General features: G+C 60.9%; 23 protein-coding genes. 17 read left to right on the top strand and 6 right to left on the bottom strand.

Features of this window, described 5'->3' with window-relative positions; translation table 11 throughout:
* Positions 1-47: 47 nt before the first annotated feature.
* The 7 genes from ACWNC0_RS15305 to ACWNC0_RS15275 all read left to right on the top strand — a co-directional run bounded on the left by ACWNC0_RS15305 (position 48) and on the right by ACWNC0_RS15275 (position 10135).
* On the top strand, positions 48-2354 hold the full coding sequence (locus ACWNC0_RS15305; protein ID WP_449472785.1) for a TonB-dependent receptor: 2307 nt from the start codon (positions 48-50) through the stop codon (positions 2352-2354).
* Positions 2355-2457: 103 nt separating this feature from the next.
* On the top strand, positions 2458-3459 hold the full coding sequence (locus ACWNC0_RS15300; protein ID WP_449472784.1) for an LLM class flavin-dependent oxidoreductase: 1002 nt from the start codon (positions 2458-2460) through the stop codon (positions 3457-3459).
* Positions 3456-5795, top strand: coding sequence for a 5-amino-6-(D-ribitylamino)uracil--L-tyrosine 4-hydroxyphenyl transferase CofH (gene cofH, locus ACWNC0_RS15295; RefSeq protein ID WP_449472782.1), 2340 nt, complete (start codon positions 3456-3458; stop codon positions 5793-5795). The genes ACWNC0_RS15300 and cofH overlap by 4 nt, the downstream gene beginning before the upstream one ends.
* Positions 5792-6622: an SDR family NAD(P)-dependent oxidoreductase gene (locus ACWNC0_RS15290; protein ID WP_449472781.1), complete on the top strand. Its 831-nt coding sequence runs from the start codon at positions 5792-5794 to the stop codon at positions 6620-6622. The genes cofH and ACWNC0_RS15290 overlap by 4 nt, the downstream gene beginning before the upstream one ends.
* Complete coding sequence (gene npdG, locus ACWNC0_RS15285; protein WP_449472780.1) at positions 6619-7275, top strand: NADPH-dependent F420 reductase; 657 nt, start codon at positions 6619-6621, stop codon at positions 7273-7275. The genes ACWNC0_RS15290 and npdG overlap by 4 nt, the downstream gene beginning before the upstream one ends.
* 210 nt (positions 7276-7485) lie before the next feature.
* The gene (locus tag ACWNC0_RS15280; protein WP_449472779.1) at positions 7486-8406 is read left to right on the top strand and encodes a TIGR03619 family F420-dependent LLM class oxidoreductase; all 921 of its coding nucleotides are present in this window, start codon (positions 7486-7488) and stop codon (positions 8404-8406) included.
* A 73-nt stretch (positions 8407-8479) separates the two neighbouring features.
* Positions 8480-10135 (top strand): FAD-dependent oxidoreductase, encoded by a 1656-nt coding sequence (locus ACWNC0_RS15275; RefSeq protein WP_449472777.1) that lies wholly within the window; start codon positions 8480-8482, stop codon positions 10133-10135.
* Positions 10136-10223: 88 nt separating this feature from the next.
* Here ACWNC0_RS15275 and ACWNC0_RS15270 read toward each other — a convergent pair whose 3' ends face one another.
* The 3 genes from ACWNC0_RS15270 to ACWNC0_RS15260 are packed head-to-tail and all read right to left on the bottom strand — an operon-like array spanning position 10224 to position 13387.
* Positions 10224-11300: an LLM class flavin-dependent oxidoreductase gene (locus ACWNC0_RS15270; RefSeq protein WP_449472775.1), complete on the bottom strand. Its 1077-nt coding sequence runs from the start codon at positions 11298-11300 to the stop codon at positions 10224-10226.
* A gap of 60 nt (positions 11301-11360) precedes the next feature.
* On the bottom strand, positions 11361-12434 hold the full coding sequence (locus ACWNC0_RS15265; protein ID WP_449472773.1) for an aromatic ring-hydroxylating dioxygenase subunit alpha: 1074 nt from the start codon (positions 12432-12434) through the stop codon (positions 11361-11363).
* Between the two features lie 14 nt (positions 12435-12448).
* A complete protein-coding gene (locus ACWNC0_RS15260; protein WP_449472771.1) occupies positions 12449-13387 on the bottom strand; it encodes a Rieske 2Fe-2S domain-containing protein in 939 nt (312 codons plus the stop codon).
* Between the two features lie 78 nt (positions 13388-13465).
* Here ACWNC0_RS15260 and ACWNC0_RS15255 point away from each other — a divergent pair, with 78 nt between their 5' ends.
* Complete coding sequence (locus ACWNC0_RS15255; RefSeq protein WP_449472769.1) at positions 13466-14119, top strand: TetR/AcrR family transcriptional regulator; 654 nt, start codon at positions 13466-13468, stop codon at positions 14117-14119.
* Positions 14120-14151: 32 nt separating this feature from the next.
* On the opposite strand, the gene ACWNC0_RS15250 is transcribed toward ACWNC0_RS15255, so the two are convergent.
* The 3 genes from ACWNC0_RS15250 to ACWNC0_RS15240 form a co-directional block, all read right to left on the bottom strand.
* A complete protein-coding gene (locus ACWNC0_RS15250; protein WP_449472767.1) occupies positions 14152-14655 on the bottom strand; it encodes an ester cyclase in 504 nt (167 codons plus the stop codon).
* Positions 14656-14692: 37 nt separating this feature from the next.
* Positions 14693-15010 (bottom strand): 2Fe-2S iron-sulfur cluster-binding protein, encoded by a 318-nt coding sequence (locus ACWNC0_RS15245; protein ID WP_449472765.1) that lies wholly within the window; start codon positions 15008-15010, stop codon positions 14693-14695.
* Positions 15011-15100: 90 nt separating this feature from the next.
* The gene (locus ACWNC0_RS15240; protein WP_449472764.1) at positions 15101-16390 is read right to left on the bottom strand and encodes a sulfotransferase family protein; all 1290 of its coding nucleotides are present in this window, start codon (positions 16388-16390) and stop codon (positions 15101-15103) included.
* A gap of 151 nt (positions 16391-16541) precedes the next feature.
* Here ACWNC0_RS15240 and ACWNC0_RS15235 point away from each other — a divergent pair, with 151 nt between their 5' ends.
* The 9 genes from ACWNC0_RS15235 (at position 16542) to ACWNC0_RS15195 (ending at position 23724) form a co-directional block, all read left to right on the top strand.
* Complete coding sequence (locus ACWNC0_RS15235; protein ID WP_449472763.1) at positions 16542-17423, top strand: helix-turn-helix transcriptional regulator; 882 nt, start codon at positions 16542-16544, stop codon at positions 17421-17423.
* A gap of 121 nt (positions 17424-17544) precedes the next feature.
* A complete protein-coding gene (locus tag ACWNC0_RS15230; protein ID WP_449472761.1) occupies positions 17545-18336 on the top strand; it encodes an SDR family NAD(P)-dependent oxidoreductase in 792 nt (263 codons plus the stop codon).
* Between the two features lie 63 nt (positions 18337-18399).
* Positions 18400-18912 (top strand): VOC family protein, encoded by a 513-nt coding sequence (locus ACWNC0_RS15225; RefSeq protein WP_449472759.1) that lies wholly within the window; start codon positions 18400-18402, stop codon positions 18910-18912.
* Between the two features lie 4 nt (positions 18913-18916).
* The gene (locus ACWNC0_RS15220; RefSeq protein WP_449472757.1) at positions 18917-19681 is read left to right on the top strand and encodes a tyrosine-protein phosphatase; all 765 of its coding nucleotides are present in this window, start codon (positions 18917-18919) and stop codon (positions 19679-19681) included.
* 106 nt (positions 19682-19787) lie between these two features.
* Positions 19788-20981 carry a DUF1214 domain-containing protein gene (locus ACWNC0_RS15215; protein WP_449472755.1) on the top strand — a complete coding sequence of 398 codons (1194 nt, stop codon included), beginning with the start codon at positions 19788-19790 and terminating at the stop codon, positions 20979-20981.
* A gap of 11 nt (positions 20982-20992) precedes the next feature.
* Positions 20993-21448, top strand: coding sequence for a nuclear transport factor 2 family protein (locus ACWNC0_RS15210; RefSeq protein ID WP_449472753.1), 456 nt, complete (start codon positions 20993-20995; stop codon positions 21446-21448).
* Between the two features lie 59 nt (positions 21449-21507).
* A complete protein-coding gene (locus ACWNC0_RS15205; protein WP_449472751.1) occupies positions 21508-22590 on the top strand; it encodes a TIGR03857 family LLM class F420-dependent oxidoreductase in 1083 nt (360 codons plus the stop codon).
* Between the two features lie 2 nt (positions 22591-22592).
* Positions 22593-23099: a hypothetical protein gene (locus ACWNC0_RS15200; RefSeq protein WP_449472749.1), complete on the top strand. Its 507-nt coding sequence runs from the start codon at positions 22593-22595 to the stop codon at positions 23097-23099.
* The gene (locus ACWNC0_RS15195) at positions 23044-23724 is read left to right on the top strand and encodes a phosphotransferase (protein WP_449472747.1); all 681 of its coding nucleotides are present in this window, start codon (positions 23044-23046) and stop codon (positions 23722-23724) included. The genes ACWNC0_RS15200 and ACWNC0_RS15195 overlap by 56 nt, the downstream gene beginning before the upstream one ends.
* Positions 23725-23747: the final 23 nt, after the last annotated feature.

Raw genomic sequence — 23747 nt, 5'->3', positions numbered from 1 at the left:
TGGTTGCGAGCACCGCAGCTGTGGCATTCCCCTCATGGGCTCAGCCCGTGACTTCGGCAGAAGCGCAGGCTGAAAGCGAAAATGCGGGTGATATAGTTGTCACAGCCCGTCGCCGAGAAGAGCGACTTCAGGATGTGTCCGTGTCCATTTCGGCCTTTTCGGCGGAGGCGCTGGAACGCAGCACCGTGCAGACGGTCAGCGACGTGAAGACGATCGCGCCTGGCTTCACCTTCTCATCCGAAGGGGGCAAAGATAACGTGGCCCTTACGCTGCGTGGCATTGGCCAGTTGCCGCTGGGCGAAGTGACGCCCGGCGTGGTCATCTATCTCAATGATACCCCCTTGCCATCGGTCGGATCGAACGTTCCGACCTATGATATCGGTAGCATTCAGGTGCTCAAGGGGCCGCAGGGGACGCTGTTCGGCCGTAATACTTTGGGCGGAGCGGTCGTGATCGGCAGTCAGAAGCCGAGCTACGCGTTCGAGGGCTATGTGGAGGGCACTTACGGGCGCTTCGATTATCGCGAGTTGGAAGGCGCGGTGAATATTCCGATCATCGAGGACAAGGTCGCCTTCCGCGCGGCCGGCCAGATCCGCCGGCAGGACCCGCGCACGATCGCCTTCGATGGTGGCCCGGGATTCGACAATATTCATCAGGACGCCTTCCGCCTGTCCCTGTTGGTCGAGCCTATAGAGGGCCTCAAGAGCACGACAATCTATGAATATTTCAAGGGCGATGAACTAGCCGGCGGCCTTTACCTGCTGCGGGAGAATTACCCCTTCGCTGTGCTGGGACTGGGGGTCGTCGAGCCGCAGGTTCAGGCGGCGCTGCAGGTTCAGAAGGCCAATCGTCGCGGATCGTTCGATGGTGGCATCAACGGCGGCTCGGCCTATCGCAAGACCACGTCCATCACCAATGATACATCTTTGAGTTTCGGTGATCTGACGCTGCGCAACATTTTCGGCTATCGCAAGAATTACAGTTACCAGCTGATCAACACCGGTGGCCTACCGCTGTTGCAGATACCCACAGGTCTGCCATCTCCCGCGCCTTCGGCCGTGCCCTTCACTCTGTTCACGGCATCATCCGTGTTGGACCGGCAATATCTGACGAATGAAACCCAGTTGCTTGGCGATTTCGGTTCGTTCAATTTCATTGTCGGCGCATTTTACAATAACGACAAGCCGGACGGCCCCAGCGGATCCCAGTTCACGGCATTTTCGATTGGCGGCGTCCCTGCTCCTGCGGTGACTGCCCATGTCCGCAATAAGAACTGGGCGGTGTATGGCCAGATCGGCTATGAATTCACCGACAAGCTGAAGCTCAATCTGGGCGCCCGGTACAGCTGGGACAAGGTATCGGCCTGCGGTGGCACCATCGGCACGGGCTATGTCGATGAAGCCACTTGTCTGAACACCGCGGCCTTGGGGTTGGCCGACGGCGTCGGCACGGTATCCAACAAGGGCGAGGAGCCGAGCTGGACGATTGGTCTCGATTACAAGGCGACGCCGGACTGGCTGCTCTATATCGTATCGCGGCGCGGTTATCGTGGCGTCAATGTAAACACCCCGCTGTTTGAAACGCCTTTTACTACAGGTGGCACAGATCCGGCATGCGTGGCCACGGGAGGGGTGTGCGCGGATCTTCGTCCGTTCCAGAAAACGGGTGAGGAAACGATCACCGACGTCGAAATCGGCTCCAAATATGACTATCATGTCGGATCGGCGCGCGGGCGTCTCAATCTTGCCGCCTATTACAGCAAGTACAAGAATGCGCTTCAGTTCCTGAACACGCAGACGACCGTTCCGAACGGCACCCCGGATTCTCCGACCAACGGGTCTTTGGCCGCCAATGTCGCGGATTTGCGCATCTGGGGCGTCGAACTGGAAGCCTCGATCAGCCCCGTGCGGAGCCTCACCGTCGGTTTCAATGCCGCCTATACCAATGTGAAGGTGGAAAGCCTGACCGTTCCAGCGGGGCTGCCTTCGACGATTGTGCTGGGCGAACGCCAGATCAACAAATATTCGCCGAGCTTTTCCGGCACGGCCAGTGTCAGCTGGACCCTGCCCATTCGTCCGGCTGACGGTGATGTCGTACTCAATGCCGACCTATTCATGACCGACGATTTCGGCGGTCAAAACGGCGAAAAGCTGCCAGGCTATCAGTTGGCCAATGCGCGTGTCGACTGGCGTGGGATCGGGGGCACGGCTCTTGATCTGGGCGTCTATGTGAAGAACCTCTTCAACGAGCGATATTTCTCGGCCTCAAGCGTTCTTCTACCGTCCTTCCCCACCAGTTCCGTCTACGCGGGCGATCCGCGCACATGGGGCATCATGGCCAAATATTCCTTCTGAACAGCTTGGCGGGGGAGGGCGGGCGATTTGCCTGTCTTCCCCCTCCACTAGGACAGGTTGGCGGTTAGACGGCAGCGCGTAAAATGTTCCCAGGAGGATGGCCATGAAGCTCGGCATATGCAGCATGTGGGGGGAAAGTTTAGACGCGTTCCGGCAAGAGGTGCGCCTCGCCTCCGATCTGGGTTTCGACCTGGTCACTGTGGGAGATTCGCCCGCGGCCTGGCATGAACTTTATGTGTCGCTCACGCTTGCTGCAATGGAGGCTCCGGAAGCGACATTGGCGCCGCTGGTTACCTCGCCCTTCATGCGGCACCCGCTGGTGACGGCTTCCGCCCTCCGCACGATCGACGAACTTTCCGGTGGGCGCGTGGCGCTGGGTCTGGCTACTGGCGGAAGCACGGTTCTAGCCATCGGGCGGCCCCCGGCCACGCAAAAGGAAGTGCGGACAGAGCTGGCGACGCTCAAGGAATTGTTTGCCGGACGGCCGGCGGAGCTGAACGGGGCGGAGATCAAGCCGCTCCGTTTTGCCCGCCCGATACCGATCTATTACTCCGCCTTCGGTCCTAAGGCGCTGGCTCTGGCGGGCGAGCAATCCGACGGCGTCATATTGTTTGCTGGCGATCGCCATCTGGATGCGTTGAAGGGCCGGATTGATGCAGTTCGGACGGCGGCTCAGGCGGCGGGACGGGACCCATCCCGGATCGATATCTGGGTAGTTTCCTTCGCTTCGATCCGTCCGTGTCGGGACCAAGCCATTGACGACCTCAAGGCGTTCATCGTGGTCAATGGCATGGCATTCCGCACGCCCGAAACCCTGGCGCGGGTTCCGACGCAGTTTCGCCGCAAGATCGATGAATTGCACGCGCGCTATGATCCGACCGAGCATGTGGTCGTCGGCGGCAGGAATGTGGCTCTGATGGAAGAGTTGGGACTGACCGAGTTTCTGGCGGATTTTGATACGCTGGCGGGGCCTGTGGACGCGGCCACGGACATGCTGCGAAACCTGGAAGCGATGGGCGTTTCGACCTTTATCGCGGCCTTGCCGGGCCATGCCGCACCGCTGGAAACCATTCGTGGGCTTGCCCAGGCGCGGAGTGCGATGTGACACTGAACCTAATGCATCTGGGCAGTGACGAAGCGGCCGGGATCGCGGGGGTGCTGCGATCCCGATCGCTTGGCGACATGATGGATGTGGCGGAGGCGATGACGGTGGCGGCGCATGGCCATCGTGTGACCTATTCGCGCAAGGTCTTCATCCCCCTCACCAAATTGTGTCGTGACGTCTGCCACTATTGCACCTTCGCCACCACCCCGGCGCGTGCCGGTGAAGCCTATCTCAGCAGGAACGAGGTTCTGGCCATTGCCCGCGCCGGCGCGGCGGCCGGATGCCGGGAAGCCCTTTTTACGCTCGGCGATCGGCCGGAAGCCCGTTACATGGCGGCACGTGAAGCTCTCGCGCAACTGGGGCATGACTCGACCTTGTCCTATCTTGCCGAAATGACGGAACTGGTGTTCCGCGAGACCGGCTTGCTGCCTCATCTCAATCCGGGTCTGATGGACAGCGCCGACTATGCGCTGTTAAGGCCGCATTCCGCCTCCATGGGCATCATGTTGGAAAGCAGTTCCGACAGGCTGTGCAAGCGCGGTGGTCCGCATTTCGGTTCGCCTGACAAAGAACCGGCTCTGCGATTGGCAGCCATTGAGGAAGCCGGACGGGCGCGCGTGCCGTTTACGACCGGTCTGCTGATCGGCATAGGCGAAACCCGCGACGAGCAGGTGGAAGCGCTGGTCGCCATTCGCGGTCTGCATCGCCGCTACGGCCATATTCAGGAAGTTATCATCCAGAATTTCCGCGCAAAGCCGGGGACGCGGATGGCGGATCATGCCGAAGCGTCGCTCGACGATCATCTCTGGGCCATCGCTGCCGCGCGGATCATCCTGGGTCCTGAGATGACGATACAGGCGCCGCCCAATCTGCACAACCGTGTCGATCTGGCGCCGCTGATCCGGGCTGGTGTCAATGATTGGGGCGGGGTGTCGCCCGTGACGCCCGACCATGTGAACCCGGAGGCGCCCTGGCCGCATCTGGAGATATTGGAGGACGCCACCAAAGCCGCGGGTCGCACATTGACGCAGCGGCTCGCCATCGGTCCGCGCCACGCGCTTGCCGCGCGGGATTGGGCAGCGCCAGCCATCGCCACCCATATCCTGCGTGCCATCGACGGGCGGGGATTGCCCAAGGTCGAAGACTGGTCCGCAGGGCATGGCGATCCCGCGCCCGATATCACGGCCGTGCAGCCGGTTCTCGCCTCCCGATCGATCCTCTCCATCCTTGCCGCGGCGGAGGAGGGTGAACGGCTGAGCGAAGCGGACATAGTCACCCTGTTCGATGCCGAGCAGGATGATTTCACCGTCATCATCAACCAGGCTGACCGGTTGAGGCGTGAGGTAGTGGGCGACACACTGACCTATGCGGTCAACCGCAACATCAACTATACCAATGTCTGCCTCTATAAATGCGGATTCTGCGCCTTTTCGAAGGGCAGCACCAGGGCCATGCGGGGCCCGGCCTACAGGCTCGACATGGAGGAGATCGGACGCCGGGCGGCCGAAGCCTGGGATCGCGGCGCGACGGAAGTCTGCCTTCAGGGCGGGATTCATCCCGATTATGACGGTCATACCTACCTTGATGTCCTGAAGGCAGTGCGTGAGGCCGCGCCTGATATTCATATCCATGCCTTTTCGCCGCTAGAGGTGGCGCATGGCGCACGCACGCTCGGCCTGCCGCTGGAGGATTATCTGGCGCGGCTCAGGGAAGCAGGGCTGTCCACGCTACCCGGCACGGCGGCGGAGATACTGGACCCCGAAGTTCGCGCCATCATCTGCCCTGACAAGGTCACGGCGGACGAATGGATCGAAGTGATGCGGGTAGCGCACGGGGTCGGCCTGCGTAGCACGGCGACCATCATGTTCGGCCATGTCGAGGAATATCGCCATTGGGCGCGGCATCTGCTCCGCATCCGCGGGTTGCAGGAGGAGACGGGGGGCTTCACCGAATTCGTGCCGCTCCCCTTCGTGCATATGGAATCGCCGATCTGGCGCAAGGGCCTGGCGCGGTCCGGGCCGAGCTATCGGGAGGCGGTGTTGATGCACGCGGTAGCGCGCATCGTGCTGCATCCGGTGATCCCCAATATCCAGGTGTCCTGGGTGAAGATGGGGCCGGAGGGGGCCGCGGCGATCTTGAATGCCGGCGCCAATGATATGGGCGGCACGCTGATGGACGAATTGATCACCCGGGCTGCCGGTGGCGTTAACGGGCAAGAGTTCGGGCCTGAGGCAATGCGGGCTCTGGCGGCATCGGTGGGGCGGCCTGTCTGTCAGCGCACGACACTCTATCAACCGGTGCCGCCACGGCCCCTTGCCTTATCGGAGAGGCTATGACCGACCTGCAACATCCAGTGAAGGATAAGGTTGCGATTGTCACCGGCGGAGGAACCGGCATTGGCCTCGCTACCGCACTCATGCTGGCGGGCCGGGGCGCGAAGATCGCCGTGGCAGGCCCGGAGGCTTCGCCGCTCAATGAAGCCGTTGCGCGGATCGATGCAGATGGCGGAGAGGCGATCGCTCTCATCATGGATGTCACTGACGAGCAGACGGTGGCGAACGGGATCGCAAAGGTCGTCGAGCGTTTCGGCAGGCTCGACATCCTGCATGCCAATGCGGCACAGACCGGGATGCTGACCAGCGATGGGCCGATCGCGGATATGGATGCCGACTTCTGGGACCGGGCCTTCGCCGTCAACCTTCGCGGGGCGATGCTCACTGCAAAACACGCCATCCCGCCCATGATCGCTGCGGGTGGCGGTTCGGTTGTCTTTACCGGGTCGGGCAAGGGCCTCGCCGGGGATCTCGACTTTCCCGCTTATGGCACGACCAAGGCCGGTCTGCTCAGCCTGTCCCGCTATATCGCCACGCAATATGGCAAGCAGGGCATTCGGTCCAATGTCGTCGTTGTCGGGCTGGTGATGACGGAGGCTCTGGACCGAAACATGCCGCCGGAGGCGCAGGCGCTGATGCGGGAGCATAATATGGTCGACTATCTCGGCCGGCCGGAGGATATTGCCGAGGTCGTCGCGTTTCTGGCGTCGGATCAATCCCGCTACATTACTGGCGCGTCGATTGTCGCTGACGGCGGCTTTACGTCCCATTCCGCGGTATTTGCAGACATGATGCGCTTTACCCCCAATCAGTCGAAGGACATTTTATGACATTTCCTGCCATTGCCGTCGTCGGCGGCACCGGCAATCTGGGCGCTGCGATCGCCTGGCGGCTGGCGCGTGCCGGTTATCCGGTGACGATCGGGTCGCGAAACGCCGAAAGTGCGGAAAAGACAGCCTCGGAACTGGGGCATGGTCTGCGCGGAGGCGCCAATGCTGATGTTGCGGCGGAAGCGGACATTGTTATCGTGACGGTGCCCTTTGCCGCACAGGGGGCGACCCTTCGCGACATTGCTCCCCATGTCGCGGGCAAGCTGGTCGTGGACACGACTGTCCCGCTCGTTCCGCCCAAGGTGATGCGCGTCCAGTTGCCGTGCGAAGGCTCCGCGGCGCAAAAGGCGCAGGACGTGCTGGGAGAGGATGTCACGCTGGTCTCCGCTTTCCACAATGTCGCCGCGCACAAGCTGGCGAAGGATGTGGATGTCGGGTGCGACGTGCTGGTTTTTGGCGATGACAAGGATGCCCGGGCGCGCGTCGTGGCACTGGCTGACGCCATGGGCTTGCGGGGGCTGCACGGCGGTGCGCTCGTTAATTCCGCCGCTGCCGAAGCGCTGACGTCGATCCTGATTTTCATGAACAAGACCTATAAGGTCGACGGGGCTGGTATTCGCATCACGGGCGATCTCGTGCCGCTGGAGGCGTAGCGCTGCTTCGGCGGGTCGAAGGCATTCTCCCCTCGGAAGTCCTGACCCTCTCTTCAGACGGGAATAGCTGATGGTGAGGATGGGGAAAGGCTATTTTGCCGTGCCGGAAGTCGTCGGGCCTGAGTTCAGGGCGGTTTCCCCTTCCGGCGGGAAGGTGCCATTGGCCCGCCCCCACTTATTCTTTCGCCTGGAGAATATGGGAGGATCATAATGAAGCTTAACATTGGCGTTCCCAACAGCATGCACGTCGCCGCGATGACGCAACCGTGGGAATATGTTTTGACGGGAGATGACATCGGGAAGGCGATGGCGACGGCCGATCGACTTGGTTTCCACAAATGCATGCTGGGCGAACATTTCATCATCCCACAGGAACATATAGCGCTGTCGGGCGACCACTATGTCCATGGGACGGTTGCACTCGCTTTCCTCGCCGGGCTTACCAGGAATATGAAGCTCAGTTCGTCGGTGTCGATCCTCCCTTTGCAAAGCCCGATCGTTCAGGCCAAGGCCTGGTCGACGCTCGACTGGCTGAGCGGCGGCCGGGCCACGGCCTTGTTCGGGGTCGGCTGGTTGAAGGAAGAGTTCGAGATGCTGGGTGTGGACTTCCACCAGCGAGGTCGCATGGCCGATGAATATGTCGCCGCGATCATTGAACTGTGGACATCGGAAAAGCCTGAGTTTGAGGGCGAGTTCGTCCGGTTCAAGAATGTCGGTTTCGCGCCCAAGCCGGTGCAGCAACCGCGTCTGCCGATCTGGTTCGGCGGCGATGCCGAACCGGTGCTCAAGCGCGTGGCGAAATTTGGCGACGGCTGGTCGCCATTCCGCACCCCGCCGGAAAAATTCCCCGAATGCCTCGACTTCGTCCGTTCGCAGCCCGAATATGACGGACGGCCGATCGATATGTTCTTTGCGCTCGAAATGCTCAATGTCGGCGCGCATCATGAGATCATGGACGACCCGCGCGCGCCCGGAACGCGCGACGCGCAAAAGGTCATCGATCAGGTGGGCTGGCTGAAGGAACTGGGGGTCAATGAAACCATCGTTCCGCTGCCGCCGGGCATATCCGGGCTGACCGAATATCTTGAGCGGCTCCAGTGGGTGGCCGAGGAAATCATGCCCAAGATCTGAACCCTGCCGGGCGAAAGGCGCGGGTTCGCGCGCTTTTCCTCATGGACATCGAAAGATTGATCGGGAGGACTTGATGGTCCAATATGATGTTGTGGTGGTGGGATCGGGCGCGGCGGGCATGACGGCGGCGATCAGGGCCGCGGCCGCCGGGCTGTCGGTCCTCGTGCTGGAAAAGGCCAAACATTTCGGTGGCACGACATCGGTTTCGGGTGGCGGCATCTGGATTCCCGGCAGCCCGCAGGCGAAGGCGGCCGGTGTCGAGGACAGCCCGGCCGTGGCGCGCCAATATGTGCTGGACGTGATCGGGCCGACAGCCAATCCCGCGCTGATCGACGCCTATCTCGACGCCGGTCCGGAAATGGTGGAATGGCTGGACAAGAACAGTGAGGTTCATTTCCATCTCTCGCCGCCGAGCAGCGACTGGTATCCTGAAGTCGCCGGCGCCGCCAATCACGGCCGACTGCTTTCACCGCAGGAATATGACGGCAAGAAACTCGGCGATCATTTCGTCGAGCTTCGCCCCGCGCGCGAGGAGTTCAACGCGCCGGGCGGCTTCATGATCGATCTGTTCGACCTTCCCTATCTCGCCAAAATGCCGTCACCAAAGTCGCTGTTCCATTTTGGCAAGCTCGCAGCGAAATTCGGTCTCGACAAGGTTCGCCGATTTCCGCGCGGCACGCGGCTTACGATGGGCAATGCGCTGGCGGCGCGGCTGATCCGCTCGGCGATCGATGCTGGTGTTACTCTCCGCAAGGACGCTGCCGTCGATCGGTTGCTGATCACGGCTGGCCGCGTGACGGGCGTGCGCGTCCATGGCGAGGAGATTGGGGCGAGGCTGGGTGTCCTTCTGGCGTCCGGCGGTTTTTCGGCCAGTGAGCAATTGCGCAAGGCCTATATTCCCTATGCCGACGAGCATGTCTCGATACTGCCCTACGAAAATACCGGCGACGGGATGAATATGGGGCTGGACGCTGGCGCGTCGTTGGACGGTGACAATCTGGTTAATGCCGTCTGGGCCGTGGTTTCCAAGATGACGCGGCCGGACGGCTATGTCGCGCGCTACGCGCATCTGATCGACATGTCGAAGCCCGGGTGCATTGCGGTCGATGCGAAGGGCGAGCGTTTCGGCAATGAGGCGTCAGTCCACTTTGTCGAAGCCATGCATAGGAGCGGGACCGTGCCGGCCCACATCATCGGGGATGCCGCCTTCATTAAGAAATATGGCATGGGCATGGTGTATCCCGGCGGCGGCGGACTTAAGAAACTGATCGCGGCGGGCTATGTCACGGAGGCACCCAGCCTGCGCGAACTAGCGGACAAGATTGGGGTGGACGCCGATGGGCTAGTAGCGACGGTCGCGAAGATGAACCGATATGCCGAGACCGGCAAGGATCTGGATTTCGGCAAGGGCGACACGCAGATCGATATCGAGATTGGCGATCCCAAGCATCAGCCTAACCCTTGCTTGGGCCGGGTGGAGAGGGGGCCTTTCTATGCCATCAAAATCTATCCGGGCGACGGATCGACGACGGTGGGCCTCAAGATCGACGCCCAATGCCGCGTGATCGGGACAGATGGCGCGCCGGTTGAAGGGCTGTTCGCGGCAGGGCTCGATGCTAATTCCATCTGGCGGGGCAAATCGCCGGCGCATGGCTGCAATGTGGGCCCAGCCATGGTCACTGGGTTCATTGCCGGTAAAGCCTTGGCCGACTCCTTGGTGCAGGCCTGATCCTTTGGGGGGAGCGGCAGGAGCCGGGACTAAGGACAATCCTTGGCCTCGGCTCCTGCCGTTGCAACTATGAGATCAACCCTAGCTGTTACGCCGGCTTAGCAGCCATGCCAGCGCGTGCCCGGGCGGTCGCCACCAGTTTGAACAGGCCCGCATTATAGTCGCTCAGCTGCTCCATGGTCAGGTCCCGATAGGGCGTCATCGGACAAAGCGAGTCAACCACATCCCAGAACGGCTCGATCTTTTCAAGGACCTCGTCCACGGGCCCGCAGGTCACGAAGGCTTCGACCATTTCATCGGACACATTGCGGATGACCTTGGCTATGTCGCCATGCTCACCGAGGCTCAGCTGACAGGCGCGCGCCTGATCGCCAAAGCCGATCGCTTCGAAGAAGGGCTCATATTCCTTGTAGCCGGAATAGGCTGCGACCGTGGCGCGGCTGTCGTCGATCGCCTTCTGCTTGTCATCATTGACCGCGATCCACGGCCAGGCGTTAATTTCGATATCTTCGCGCCTGCGGCCATATTGGGCCAACTTCTCGTTAATAAATGGCAGTTTACTCTTGGCATATGCCGCGGACCAGAGGGCATGAACCATTAGACCGTCGCCGATTTCCAGCGCAAGTGCGGTCATCTTGTCCTGTAGCGCCGCGATCCAAATCGGAATCTCCTCACGCACCGGGGGCGCGGTCAGCATCATTTCCTCGAAATCGGCGGAGAAATATTCCCCTTGGATCGGATGGAGCCCCTTATGCGCGTTGGCGATGACATAGCGGATCACATTGACGCTTTCGCGCAGGTGGGACAGCAGCTTGCGTTGGGGTTCGCCATACATGCCCGTGACGCAGCTTTTGATGCTGGAGCCCAGCCCCAGCACGAAGCGACCACTGGAAATGCGATCAACGTCCATCGCTGCATAGGCGGTTTCCACCGGACTGCGCGTTCCGGCGATAGCGACGCCGGTGCCGACCTTCAAGCTGTTTGTCAGCGCTCCGGTCGCAGCCATCGGGATGAAGGGCGGCCCGTAAATTTGCAGCGAAAAGCAGCCCTCGAAGCCCGCCTGCTCCATCTGCTGACCGATACCCGCCATGGCGGGGGCCGGCAGGGTGGGCATGACGGCCCACCAGCGGCGTTCGCCGCCGACCGCATTTACGAGCTTTGCCATGGCGACTCCGAAAAAGGAAAAAGGAGCGGACGCTGCCGTCCGCCCATTGGGGAGATCAGATCAGAACTGAAACAGTTCCTTGCGCAGGCCGATGATGTCGCTGCAGTCGGCGCTCACATTGTCGCGATAGGCGAAATCGCCCATCGCCTGCCGGTCGGCGAGTTCCATCATCGCCATGCGATAGCGCTGCCCGGCCTGGTCAAACTTGCTGTGCAAATCCTTGCGGTCGGTATGGCGCATATAGCGCGGGCTTTGCGGGGAGGTCATATAGCTGTCCTGCCGCGACACTTTGTAACCCGCCTTGGGCATGACATGGCGGAACATCAGGCCCGCGTTGGAGGTGTTCATGACCATTTCCATCCGTGTGCGGTCCCGCGTTTCAGGCGTGCAGGGGTGGAAGAGCGGGACATCATCACCTGGGCTGAACCGGCCATAGGCGATGGCGCAATGCGAGCGCAGGTAGATGCGGATCACCTGCCGAACATTCTGGGTCGGCTGCTTGATGCCGCTGAAGAATTTCATCACCGGGGCCACCGACTTGTTGACGCAGGTGCGGACCATGGTGACGGTCTCGCTGTCATAGAAGGTTTCCACCGTCTCGCTGTCCGACCGTTCGTCGCCGACGACGTCGGCATGCAGGAAGTCGGCATGGGTAAGGTCGATCAGATTTTCAAGGCTGATCGGCGCAGCGCTCTCGAAGCGGACGGTAGCGGTCATGTGCCGGGGCAGGCCGCCCTTGGGGGGGAGGAAAGGCAGGCTGGGGAGATGGACAGGGTCAGCCGCCAGCGGATTGCCGAACCACACCCAGACAACGCCATAATGTTCCATCACCGGATAGCGGCCGCGCGCGTCTGTAAATTCGCTCTTGTTGCGTGCAATTCGCTCATTGGGATGGAATTCGCTGGCCACTGCTATACCATTGTCGCGCCACAGGAAGATGGGGTGCGAATAAATGGCGCGGCGGACGGGCTTACCCGTTACAGAATAATCATGTGCCACCGGAAACCAGCTGTCGCGCATCACCAGATTATGCGGCACCCAGCGGTTGATTGCATTCAGGGCGATCGGGTTGCCCCCCGTCGGTGTGGCGGAATTGTCGTCGTGCGAGACGGGATGATCGGCGGTTTCCAGCATCTTCAAATCCTCCTTCAGGCCGCTACGGTCTGATCATGGGTCGCGGGGGCGCTTTCCAGCATTGCCTTGCGCAGATCTTCGCCATGCAGCGAAGCGGTGGGTTTGGTGGCACGCAGTCTCGATCCGTCGACCGACGCGAGTACTGTCAGCGGATTGATCCCGCGCAGTACCGCGCCGCGCACGCCCGGATGGCGAACGCCCAGCTCGGCCCGCCAGCGGACGGCTGTCACCCCCCGCGCCGAGGGGACGGGCGAGAGAACGGCGTGGAGCAGATCGTTGAACTGGTCGTCGCGCAGCGTCAGCCGCGTCTCGCCGGTCAGCGGATGGGTGCGCGTCAGCAGTGTGAGCGGAAATTCTGCCACGAAATGTGACGGCCAGTGTAGCGGATGCCACTGGCAATTGCGCTCCATCACCAGCATGCCGCCTTCTTCATGCAGTTCCGACATCAGATAGGGGCTGAAGCGGACACCGCGGATCGCGAGGACGAGGCTCGGATCATCATAAAGCGCATTCAGATATTCCTGATGGCTGCAGCTGACGTTGACCGTGCCGACATAGCTATACTTGGGGTCTGCGCGGAGTGGTGCTTGCGCTTTGGGATTGAGGCAGACCCGCACAAAGCCGGCCTGCTCACTCACGCCAAACGCATTGGCCTTGTAGACAGGCGGGAACTTCTGCTGGTTCTTCATGTTCGGGATTTCCTTCAGGCGTCCCGACTCGCCCTCATAGCTCCAGCCATGATAGCCGCACTGGATCCAGCCATTGTCGCGGATGCAACCGAGCGACAGGGGCGCGCGACGATGAGGGCAGCGATCCTCCAGCGCCCGGGCGATGCCCTGATTGTCGCGCCACAGCACGACGGGCTGATCGCCTATATCGACGGACAGCGGCTTCTGGGAAGTCACTTCCTCGGACCGGGCGACAGCCCACCACAGATCAGAATCGAAACTCATAGCGCTATCCACTCTCCTTTGGTTTAAATTGACGGATGACAATTTATATGTCAACGTCTTTTCACTATGGATCTGCTGATGCTCGATCGTCCCCAGCGCACCCGTGGCCGTCCAGCCCTCAACGCCGCCCAAGCCGTGGATGAGGATAAGCTGTTGGGCTTGGCCTTTGCGACCTTCGCGGAACGCGGCTATGAGGGCACGACGCTGCGCGATCTGTCAAAGCGGCTTGGGGTCAGTCATAATCTCCTGAATGTCCGGTTCGGCCGGAAGGAGGATTTGTGGATACGTGCGGTCGACTGGCGCATGGCGCAGGCATCGCCCTTCGTCGAAGCCGCCTTTGATGAGCCGGCCGATCCGGAGGTGCGGCTGCGCCATCTGATCCAGCGTTTCTGCCTGTGGGCGACGAGCAATGGTGACATCGTGTCGCTGACCAATGTGGAAGGCTGCCGGTCGACCTGGCGGCTTGATCATATCGTCGAACATTTCGTGCGGCCGTTCCAGCGGCGGCTTGATGGTCTGCTCGACGCAGTGCGGTTGCAGCGGCCCGTGCATGGTCTGTCGACGGCCGCATTGATGGCGCTGCTGGTCCAGGGGGTCGGCTACTATTTCTGTGCAGTGCCGATGCAGCAGCGGCTGGGGGCCGGGCGGGAAGTGGATGAAGTGCATGCGGCAGAGCATGCCGATCGCCTGGCAGCCTTCCTGCTCGCTGCCCTCCTTCCTCCGGTCGCCTGACCGACACGGAAGAAGGGCAGGGAAATGCCTGTTTATTTATAGGGATCGACCGGCTGCGGGACTTCCACCACACCAATGTCCTTCAGCATGGTCAGCACGTCGGATATGCTGAAGATGCTGACGATCTTGTCGTCCTTGAACTTGACGATCGAGAACCAGTTAACCTGAAACTCATTCCCGGTCGGCTGCACGCCCATATAGGGGCCGCCGACATGCTTGCAGTAATGGGTGGCGTAGATCCAGATTTCATCGTCGCCCTTGCCGACCGCGTCGATGGTCTTGTAGGCGGCAGGGAAGAACGTCTTGTAGAGCGCGACCGGTGAGGTCTTCCACTGCTCATAGGTGCCTAGATCTGGCCGGTTGGGGTTTCCGTAGCGAAATTCGGGATGGAAGAACCGGTCCATTCCCTCGAAGTCCCCGGCATTCAGGGTTTCCTGCAGGTCTGTCCAATGCTTGACCATCTGCTTCTGCTTGTCCGTCAGTACACTCGAGTCCGACACATCGAGCTGTTCACGAATATCTTCTTTCCAGGCCACAATAATCCTCTCTCATTCAGTCAGGGCTAATATTGGCTCAGTCCTCAGGTGCAATGGTCACCGTGAGGCCGGATAGAACCTCAGACATCATGACCTGACAGGACAAGCGCGAGTAGTCGTTGCGGTGCGGCGAGCCATCCAGCAAATCGCTTTCGTCGTCCGATACGGGAGGCAGGGACTGAGCGAAGGCCGGGTCGACATAGACATGGCACGTCGCGCAGGAACAGCAGCCGCCGCATAGAGCAAGCAACTCATCGAAACCGGAATCACGAATCGCTTCCATCACTGACATATCGGCGGATGCATCAATCGTCTGCTGGGAGCCATCACGGGTGATGACATTCAATTCGGGCATGGCATTCCTCTGCTGGTATCGGAATCAATGCCCCGTCCTAATCAGGGCGCCTTGATTTCCCTCCTGTCGAAAGGCAGGTGGTGAGAAGGGCTATTTCACCTCAATCTGGACCGGGAACCTATCGAAATAGAAAGCGAAGGGACGGCGTAATTCTTCGCCGGTCACATGAAAATCGCGCTCCAGATCATAGACGATCTTACCCTTTGCCTGCTCGCCGTGCTGGGCTAGATAGCTGTGCAGATCGGCGAGCGCCTGATCGGTTAGCGGGGTGTCGGCAATCCGGTAGATTTCTTTCAGGATTGGATCGGGATTTCTGATCCATTCATGGAAATAGACATCAATCGTTTGGTCGGGCGGCAGAATGTCGCGATCTCGCACGCAGGCGCGCAGAAGCTTTTCATAGCGGTCGGGCCAATAGCCAAGCGGTTCCTGAATATCGATCGTCTTGCGTAACATGCGCGCTGCATAGCTATACATGGTGAGCTGTGACCGGATCGACCCCACCGGATCGCGGTGGGTCAATACGAAGGTGCCATCGGGAAAGGTCTTATAGAGGGCGGGGAGTTGCTCCATATGCTGCGGGCATTTGATGACCCATCGGTTAGGTCCTTTCAAGAATGTGAGGACCTGAAGGCCCTTCTTCAGATAGGCATAGGTGCCTGACTGGTCGTGGCTCAGATAATAATCGCGCCAGAGCGGTACATGCGCTAGCCACTCGATCAGATAGGAGGAGAAGTCGATCGCCTGAAGCTCGATATCCTCGCTGATATGATCGGGCGAAAATTCGTGCATGATCGCCATATACGGCAGAATGGACTCCATCATTCGCCAGCCCTGTTCGGCCTTGGTCCAGCGGGGATTCTCGTCTTCGCTCGTCGGGGTTTCATCTGGGGCCGGAACCGGGGCGATTGCTTCCCACCAGGGCAGGGAGCGGAACCGGCGGTCGGCCGATAGCAGGCCGAGCAGATGCGTAGTGCCCGATCTGGGAAGGCCCGCGACGATGATCGGTCGGTCGATTTGGATATCGAGTATCTCCGGGTGGCGCTTCACCATATCCTCGATCCGCAGACGTGTTGCGGCGAGCCGGATCATCATTTGGAACAGATTTGCGCGCGCGACTGGAGACGCGTTCGCATCTTCGTCGATTGCTTGGCACCAGACGGCCAGCCGTTCACGAAAATCGTCCGCACCGAAATCCGACAGGTCCGTCTGGCCCTGAGCGGCGGCCAGTATGACTTCTGGCCGAAAAATGATCTGATCCGCCGCCGCTTCGGCCCCGGCCATGACCTGCTTCTGAACATCGGTCAGCACGGGGTGATGCAGGTCGGTGATATGAATGATGTTACGGCGCGCGGTCTCTTCCTGTACGGGACTACCCATGTCGCTCTCCTCCTGTCGATGCGCTATCTAAAAGCACGGACCCTTTCTTCCGCAAGGTGCGCCGCCATCGCCACTGCGCCAAATGCTCGGCAAAAGTGCCATGCTGCATAAGGATCGTATCGCGGTCGGAGAAATCGATCGGAGAGGTTGGATGAACACTGTTTCCCAGGTCTATGATCTGCCCGAGACACCGGCTATGGAGTGCACGGTTCGGGGCCGGATTGCGCTGCCCGGCGTGGTGATGGAATTGCACCATTATCGCTTCCGTGGCCAGCAGAGCGGGATATTTTCGTCGCCCCGCAGCTTTCTGGATCTCGCCCTGTCCCCTCGGCCCGGTCGCCCCTGTGGCGGCTATGGCGGAGTGGGCGAGGGGAGGGGCAGCGCTCTGGGCGATGTGCTGTTCGTCCCTGCACGAAGCGAGCTTCATACCGAATGGGGCGAGGGCGAGCAGACGTCGATATGCTGCGCCTTTGACGGGACGGGATTTGACCATGATGACGCCTCGGACCTGTCAAGCGACGCCCTGCAAGCCGCGCTCGACGTTCGTAGCCCCGTCGTGCGCGAGGCACTGCGGCGCATTGCAGGCGAGATTGCGCAGCCGGGCTTTTGCAGCGAGATGCTGACGCAGGCGATATGGCTTCAGGCGGCCATCGAATTGCAACGCTATCTGCTAATTTCCAGCGGCGTAGGTGAAATTCGGGGGCGCGGCATGTCCTCGGCCCAGCTTCAGCACATTGGCGATCGCGTCGAGCAGCCGGGTAAGCCTCCGTCCGTGTCCGAGTTGGCGGCGGAATGCGGCCTTTCCACCCGTCATTTTTTTCGGCAGTTCAAGGCTACCACGGGGCAAACGCTCACCCGTTATGTCGCCGACCGCAAGATCGATCGGGCAAAGCAGTTGTTGCGGCAATCCGGCCCGGCAATCAAGGTCATAGCGTGGGATTGCGGGTTCGACAGCGCGGCGGCCTTTTCAGCCGCCTTCCGCAAGGCAACCGGACTGACGCCGCGGCAATTTCGCGAACGCATGATGCATTAAAGGAGGGCAGTTTCGCGATGGCATTGGCACGATCGCGAAACTGCCTGCCCCTTGTCCATCGGCCCGCTCGCCAGCAATGTTGCGCCAAAGCACCGCCGTCGTTCGAGCGGCCATTGGGAGAATGGACGTGCCGGAAAATCTCTTCGATCTGAGCGGCAAGGTAGCGCTGGTTACAGGCGGCAATTCGGGGCTAGGGTTCGGCTTTGCCCGCGGCCTTGCCCGCGCGGGGAGTGATGTGATCCTCTGGGGACGGCGCGCCGACAGGAATGAAGAGGCGGCAGTGGCGTTGCGCGCCTATGGAGTGCGAGTGTTCGCTGACATGGTTGATGTGTCAAGCGAGCCTGCGATCGTCGCCGGCTTCGCCCGCGCACTCGATGCCATGGGCCGGATCGACACGGTCGTCGCCAATGCCGGTATCGCCGACCGGGTGCCGTTCACGGACATGAACGTCGAAACTTATCGCAAGCTGATCGGCGTCAATCTCGATGGCGCGGTCTTCACGCTGCGGGAGGGTGCGCGGCATATGAAGGCGCGCGCTGAAGCCGGAGATCCGGGTGGCTCGCTGATCATCTGCGGAAGCGGTTCGATCTTCCAGGGCGTGCCGACCATGGCCCATTATGGCATTGCCAAGGGCGCGCTTAATGCCCTCGCCAAGGCGCTGGCGGCCGAACTCGGTCCGATCGGCGTCCGCTGCAATGTCATCGCGCCGGGTTTCATCGAAACAGAGATGACATTTGCGGATCCGGCGGTGGGCAAGATGATTGCGGACCTGGTCGCCGCAAAGGCGCCGCTCGGACGGGCGGGAAAGCCGGCCGACCTGGAAGGCGCAGCCGTCTATCTCGCGAGCGACATGGCCGCGTACCACACGGGCGACACGTTGGTCGTGGACGGGGGGAAAATGTTCGCGAATTGACTGCGCGGCGGGTACCGCGCCCGGTTTTGGCGGCCGGACTCTCGATAATAGCAGGAGATATGCATGTTCGCCCGGCCCAACAGCCAGCATAGCCAAGTGGCCTATGTCACCAATGATCTCGACGCGGCGATGGCCCTGCTCAAGGAAGCCTATGGCACGCCGGGCTTTTTTGAGATGTCGAACATCCAACCTGGCGAAGATTCGACGGGCAAGCCGGTACTGAAGATCGCGCTGGCGGTGGTCGGCGGCGTCGAGCTCGAACTGATCGAACCGGTTGGGGACACAGCGCCCCTCTTCAGCGATTTTCTGCCCGACGTCGATGACCTCGCCATTCGCTTTCACCATGTCGCGACCCGTATCGACGGGCCGCTTGCCCACTGGGAGGCCCATGTCGCTTCGCTCGACCTGACACGGCACCCGGTCGTGTTTGAGGGCGCGTTGGGCGACATGCTGCGTTATATCTACACCGACGAGCGAGCGACGTTGGGCCATTATGTCGAGCATGTCTGGATGGCGCCCGACCTGCTGGCGCAGATGCGCGCCGTCGTCCCCACCTATCCCCCAGTGAAGGACTGACTGTATGACCATCGCCCTGTCCCGCCTCAATTTCCGAGACATCGGCGGGTTGCCGACTGCGGGCGGAGGGCAGGTCCGGCCCGGTATCCTGTTCCGGTCCGAAGGCCCGGCTAGTTTCTTCGAGGTTCATCATGCTGAACTGTCCGATCTAGGCTTTCGCTCGGTGGCGGACCTCCGATCTACGGTCGAAAGGAACGTGGCGCCGCACGGCTGGTGCGGCCCGGACTGCCGGATACTCGACCTCGACATGAATACCGACCTGCGCGCGCAGGGAGAAGATATGTGGATGTCGCTCGCTCACGATCCGACCGCCGCGCGCGCAGTCAAAGTGATGACACATAATTATGCCCTCATGCCGCAGGCCTTTCTGCCCCATCTGCCGCTGATGGTCGATGCGTTGGTGGGGCAGGACACGCCGATGCTGGTCCACTGCACCGCTGGCAAGGATCGCACCGGTGTCGTCGTCGCCCTGTTTCTTGACCTGCTCGGAGTGCCACGTTCGGTGATTGTCGAGGATTACCGGAAGTCCGATATTTTTGGCCAGAACCTGCGTATGTCAGGCCATCTCAAGAGCGATCTGCAAAAGACATTCGGTTTTCTTCCGCCGGACGACATGGTGGCGGTGTTGATCGGTGTGCAGGATGAGTATCTCGCGGGGGCTTTGGATATGGTCGCAACGCGCTGGGGCGGGGTCGAAGGCTATTTCGAGGCGGGAGGTGTCGACGCCCAGCGGCGGGCGGCGCTGAGACAAATACTTGCCACAAACTAGACGGGAAATCTGCACGGGCGTGTCTGCAACCTTGGCCGGGCTTATGTTGCCGGGGAGGGCCGGCGGGGCATTGGCCGAAAATCGGAACAAAATGGTGGAGAATAAGATGAGCAACAAGGGCATTTTCGAATGGGAAGACCTGCTCGACCAGCTTCGTCCCTTGGGCCAGTTGATGCGCGACAGTATCCCGGAAAGGCTTCGCGGCAATCCACAGGTTATGCAGGAATCGTTGCGCCTACTGCTGTCAGGCGTGCTGCGGACCACCAACGACGCGATCATGCATGATCGCAGTCATCCGATCTTTGTGCCCGAACTCAACATCTGCCAGAACATCTTTCAGCCTAATGCGGACACGATCTACAAGGCGGCGTTGATCGAGAAGGGCGGCACTTATCGCATCCGGGGGGATCGGGGCACAACGCGGATGATGATCCTGGCCCAACTTGGGCCCGACACGCTGCGCACCGGCCAGCATCATCCCGCGCAGGATGCTAATGATTTCGATGAGCTGCGTATCGCTGCCGACGGTACCTTCGATGTCATCCTCTCACCAACCCGTCCCGCTGGCTATGATGGCGACTGGTGGGAACTGAAACCCGCGACCGAGAAGCTGATGGTCCGGATCGTCGCTTGCGACTGGGGTGTCGAGCGCGAGCCGCGCTTCGGCATCGTGCGTCTGGATGCAGCTTGCGCCTCCAAGGGACGCCCCACGCTGGCGCAACTGGCGCATCGTTTTGCCGAGATTCCGGAAACTGCAACGGTCTGTGCGCTCGCCTTTCCCGACAAAGTCCAAAAGCTGCGTGATGAGGGGCTGATCAACACGCTGAAGGTCGTCGACTTTTCTCAGATGACGGGTCTTGCTCGGCAATCCTATTATGAAGGTGCCTATGATCTGACCGATGACGAAGCGCTGATAACCGAAGTGCAGATTCCTAAGGAGGTCGACTATTGGTCTTTGATCCTGACCAACGAACTCTATGAGACGACCGACTGGTATCACAATCAGTCCAGCCTCAATGCAGCTCAGGCTGTGGTGGATGGCGACGGCTATTTTCGTGCGGTCATTTCCGCACGCGATCCGGGCGTTCACAACTGGCTCGACACATCGGGCTACGCCAGCGGCGCGGTACAGGGGCGCTGGTTCAACACCGACGAGCGGCCCACGCCGACGATGAAGAAAGTCAAGTGGGCAGAAGTGCGCAGCCATCTGCCTGCCGACACCGTGCTGGTGACGCCGGATGCGCGCGCGGAAGCGATCCGCGAACGCACGCTCCGCGCGCACACGCGCATCATTTGGTGATGGGGGAAGCAATGAGCGACGAACTGGCCATGCTGCTCGACTATGAGGCGATCCGAAATGTGAAGGCGCGCTATTGCCGCTTTCTTGACACGAAGGACTGGGACGGCTTTCTCTCTTTGTTCACACCCGATGCAGTGATGGATGTGGAGGAAGATACCGGCAGTGCCCCGATGAGCGGGCACGCCGCCATATTGGAACAGGTGCGGTCCGCCGTCATCGAGGCGCGCTCAGCCCATCAGATCCACTCGTCGGAAATCAACCTGCGCGGCGATGAGGCTGACGTTATCACGGCGATGCAGGATCGGGTGGTCTGGGCGCCGGGCAAATGTCCAATCCCCGGCGGTCAGTCGATCACCGGTTTCGGCCATTATACGGAACGCTATGTGCGCCAGAACGGACAGTGGAAAATCGCCGCGCTCAAGCTCACGCGCCTCTACGTTGAGGTCCATCCCGAACCTGCCTTTTGACAGGTTTCCAAGGGGCCTCCCAACGGCATGCAGAGATATAAATTGAGAGGGCATGAGGAATGACGGCAGCGGTGGAACCGGGCGCTCGCGCACTATTTGACAAGTTCGGTACCTATATCCTCCCCGGGCGGGTCAATGATCCGCGTCGCGGGATCGACGAAGCGAAGGAGGCGGAGCGTATCGGTCTTGGATGCGTGTGGATTTCCGAACGCTATGCCCTCAAGGAACCCGCGGTATTGGCAGGCGCGGTGGCCGAGGCTACCTCGAAGATCCGGATCACTGGCACCATGTATGCGACGATGCGCCATCCGCTGGTCACTGCCAGCGTAGCCGACATGATGCAGGCAATGAGCGGGGAACGGTTCCGCCTGATGTTCGCGCGGGCTGTTCCGGCCTATATGAAGATGCTGGGTTCACCGCCGATCACCATGGATCGACTCGCAGACCTGATCTCGATCTGCCGGCGCCTTTGGACCGGCGAGAAGATCGATTATGAGGGCGTGCTCGGCAAATTCCCCGCCATTAATCTGACCGATCGTCATGGCGGCACGCCGCCGCCCATCATATTCACGGCGATCGGTCCCAAAAGCCTGGAGTTCGCTGGCAAGCATTGCGACGGCGTGCTGCTGCATCCGTTCGTGTCGGCGCAGGGGGTGCAGAACAGCGCGAAGATCGTCCGAAACGCCGCGGAAAAGGCCGGGCGCGATCCCATGTCCGTGCGCATCTACCACAATATCATCGTTGCCCCCGATCTGCCCAAAGACGAGGAGGAGGCTGTCGTCGGCGGCCGCGCCATCACCTATTTTGAACTACCCGGCTTTGGCGACCTGATTGTTGACATCAACGGCTGGGACAAGAAAGTGCTGGAGAATATCCGCGCCCATCCAAAGATTGCGGGCCTCAATGGAAAACCGGCTGATCAAGCCTATACGCGGCAGGAGCTGGTCGATGTCAGCCGCCTCATCCCGCAGCAATGGCTGGATGAAGGCGCTGCGGTGGGAACCGCGGCCCAGTGCGCCGATCAGCTGATGGCATTCCTAGACGCGGGTGCCGACGAAATTCTACTCCACGGCTCATCGCCCAAGGATATGGGGCCGCTCACCACCGAATTAAAGCGCGCGTTGGCTGCTAAGGGTCTTTGATCATGGAATTGCTGACGCCCGATCGTATCACCGTCCAGCTGCAGAGCTGGCTGGAGCGCGAAAAGCCTGAGTGGCGCGAAATCCGGGTTCGCCCGCTCGAAGTCACGCTGGGCGCAGGCTTTTCGGCGGACATCTTCTTTGTCGATGTCGATTATGTCGATACCGGCGGGTCGCAGAGCCAGACCTTGGTGGTCCGCCGTCAGCCAATGGATCTGGAAGTGGTGTTCGGCAGCAGCCTCTCACTTCAGGGCAAAATGATGGCGGCGCTTGACGCACGTGGTGATCTGCCGGTGCCGCCGTGGATCGGCATGAATCTCGATCCCGATATTCTCGGCCTGCCCTTCCTCGTAATGGGCAAGGTGGAAGGCGAATGCGCCAAGCAGAAGCCAAATTATAATCTGGAAGGCTGGCTGGTCGACATGACCCCGGAGCAGCGGCGGCAAACCTTCGCTAATGCCATCACCGCCTTTGCGAGTTCTGGCGACCATCGACTGGCGCGACGGCTTTGAATTTCTCGCCCAGCCGGAAAATGGGCAGCCAGGTCTCGATCAATATGTCGGCGCGCTGGAGGCATGGCACAAGGCGGCCGGACGCGGCCGTGTCATGCCGATCGTCGACGCAGCCATGGCTTATGTACGCGCCAACATGCCTGCCGACGCGGGGGTGAATGTGCTGTGGGGCGATCCCACACCGTCGAACGTCATGTTCGCGGCGGATGGAAGCGTCAACGCGCTGATCGACTGGGAACTCGCGGCGCTTGGACCGGCGGAGCTGGATCTCGCCTGGTGGCTCTATTTCGACGATCTGTTCGGCCGTCGCTTCGGCATCACCCGGCTGGAAGGCCTGCCCGGCAAGGACGAAACCATCGCCATCTGGGAAGCGGCGAGCGGACAGACGGCCCGGCATCTCGACTATTATGACATCGTCGCCGCGCTGCGCATGGCGCTGGTGGCCGTCGGCGCGTTTGACCGGCAAGTCGGCATCGGCAACATCCCGGCGACCAACAAATCGCTCAACGACAATTTCATGACCCTTTACCTGGCTGAAAAGCTGGGTTTGCCGCTCCCCGAACTGGGGCCGGATTTCGTGGCCTTCATGAAGAATCTGACGCCAGTGGAGGACAAGGCCGCCTAAGGACCCTGTTTTGCGCCGGCGGC

It is taken from the genome of Sphingobium chungangianum, assembly GCF_977014255.1.
Note: the sequence above shows the minus strand (reverse complement) of the source record. Positions and strands in the feature narration are given on the sequence as shown.

Bases quoted from the DNA above. Each gene is read 5' to 3' on its own strand.
- ACWNC0_RS15300 (WP_449472784.1), top strand. From the start codon at position 2,458: ATGAAGCTCGGCATATGCAGCATGTGGGGGGAAAGTTTAGACGCGTTC.
- ACWNC0_RS15290 (WP_449472781.1), top strand. From the start codon at position 5,792: ATGACCGACCTGCAACATCCAGTGAAGGATAAGGTTGCGATTGTCACC.
- npdG (WP_449472780.1), top strand. From the start codon at position 6,619: ATGACATTTCCTGCCATTGCCGTCGTCGGCGGCACCGGCAATCTGGGC.
- ACWNC0_RS15280 (WP_449472779.1), top strand. From the start codon at position 7,486: ATGAAGCTTAACATTGGCGTTCCCAACAGCATGCACGTCGCCGCGATG.
- ACWNC0_RS15275 (WP_449472777.1), top strand. From the start codon at position 8,480: ATGGTCCAATATGATGTTGTGGTGGTGGGATCGGGCGCGGCGGGCATG.
- ACWNC0_RS15270 (WP_449472775.1), bottom strand. From the start codon at position 11,300: ATGGCAAAGCTCGTAAATGCGGTCGGCGGCGAACGCCGCTGGTGGGCC.
- ACWNC0_RS15265 (WP_449472773.1), bottom strand. From the start codon at position 12,434: ATGCTGGAAACCGCCGATCATCCCGTCTCGCACGACGACAATTCCGCC.
- ACWNC0_RS15260 (WP_449472771.1), bottom strand. From the start codon at position 13,387: ATGAGTTTCGATTCTGATCTGTGGTGGGCTGTCGCCCGGTCCGAGGAA.
- ACWNC0_RS15255 (WP_449472769.1), top strand. From the start codon at position 13,466: ATGCTCGATCGTCCCCAGCGCACCCGTGGCCGTCCAGCCCTCAACGCC.
- ACWNC0_RS15245 (WP_449472765.1), bottom strand. From the start codon at position 15,010: ATGCCCGAATTGAATGTCATCACCCGTGATGGCTCCCAGCAGACGATT.
- ACWNC0_RS15240 (WP_449472764.1), bottom strand. From the start codon at position 16,390: ATGGGTAGTCCCGTACAGGAAGAGACCGCGCGCCGTAACATCATTCAT.
- ACWNC0_RS15235 (WP_449472763.1), top strand. From the start codon at position 16,542: ATGAACACTGTTTCCCAGGTCTATGATCTGCCCGAGACACCGGCTATG.
- ACWNC0_RS15230 (WP_449472761.1), top strand. From the start codon at position 17,545: ATGGACGTGCCGGAAAATCTCTTCGATCTGAGCGGCAAGGTAGCGCTG.
- ACWNC0_RS15225 (WP_449472759.1), top strand. From the start codon at position 18,400: ATGTTCGCCCGGCCCAACAGCCAGCATAGCCAAGTGGCCTATGTCACC.
- ACWNC0_RS15220 (WP_449472757.1), top strand. From the start codon at position 18,917: ATGACCATCGCCCTGTCCCGCCTCAATTTCCGAGACATCGGCGGGTTG.
- ACWNC0_RS15215 (WP_449472755.1), top strand. From the start codon at position 19,788: ATGAGCAACAAGGGCATTTTCGAATGGGAAGACCTGCTCGACCAGCTT.
- ACWNC0_RS15210 (WP_449472753.1), top strand. From the start codon at position 20,993: ATGAGCGACGAACTGGCCATGCTGCTCGACTATGAGGCGATCCGAAAT.
- ACWNC0_RS15205 (WP_449472751.1), top strand. From the start codon at position 21,508: ATGACGGCAGCGGTGGAACCGGGCGCTCGCGCACTATTTGACAAGTTC.
- ACWNC0_RS15200 (WP_449472749.1), top strand. From the start codon at position 22,593: ATGGAATTGCTGACGCCCGATCGTATCACCGTCCAGCTGCAGAGCTGG.
- ACWNC0_RS15195 (WP_449472747.1), top strand. From the start codon at position 23,044: ATGCCATCACCGCCTTTGCGAGTTCTGGCGACCATCGACTGGCGCGAC.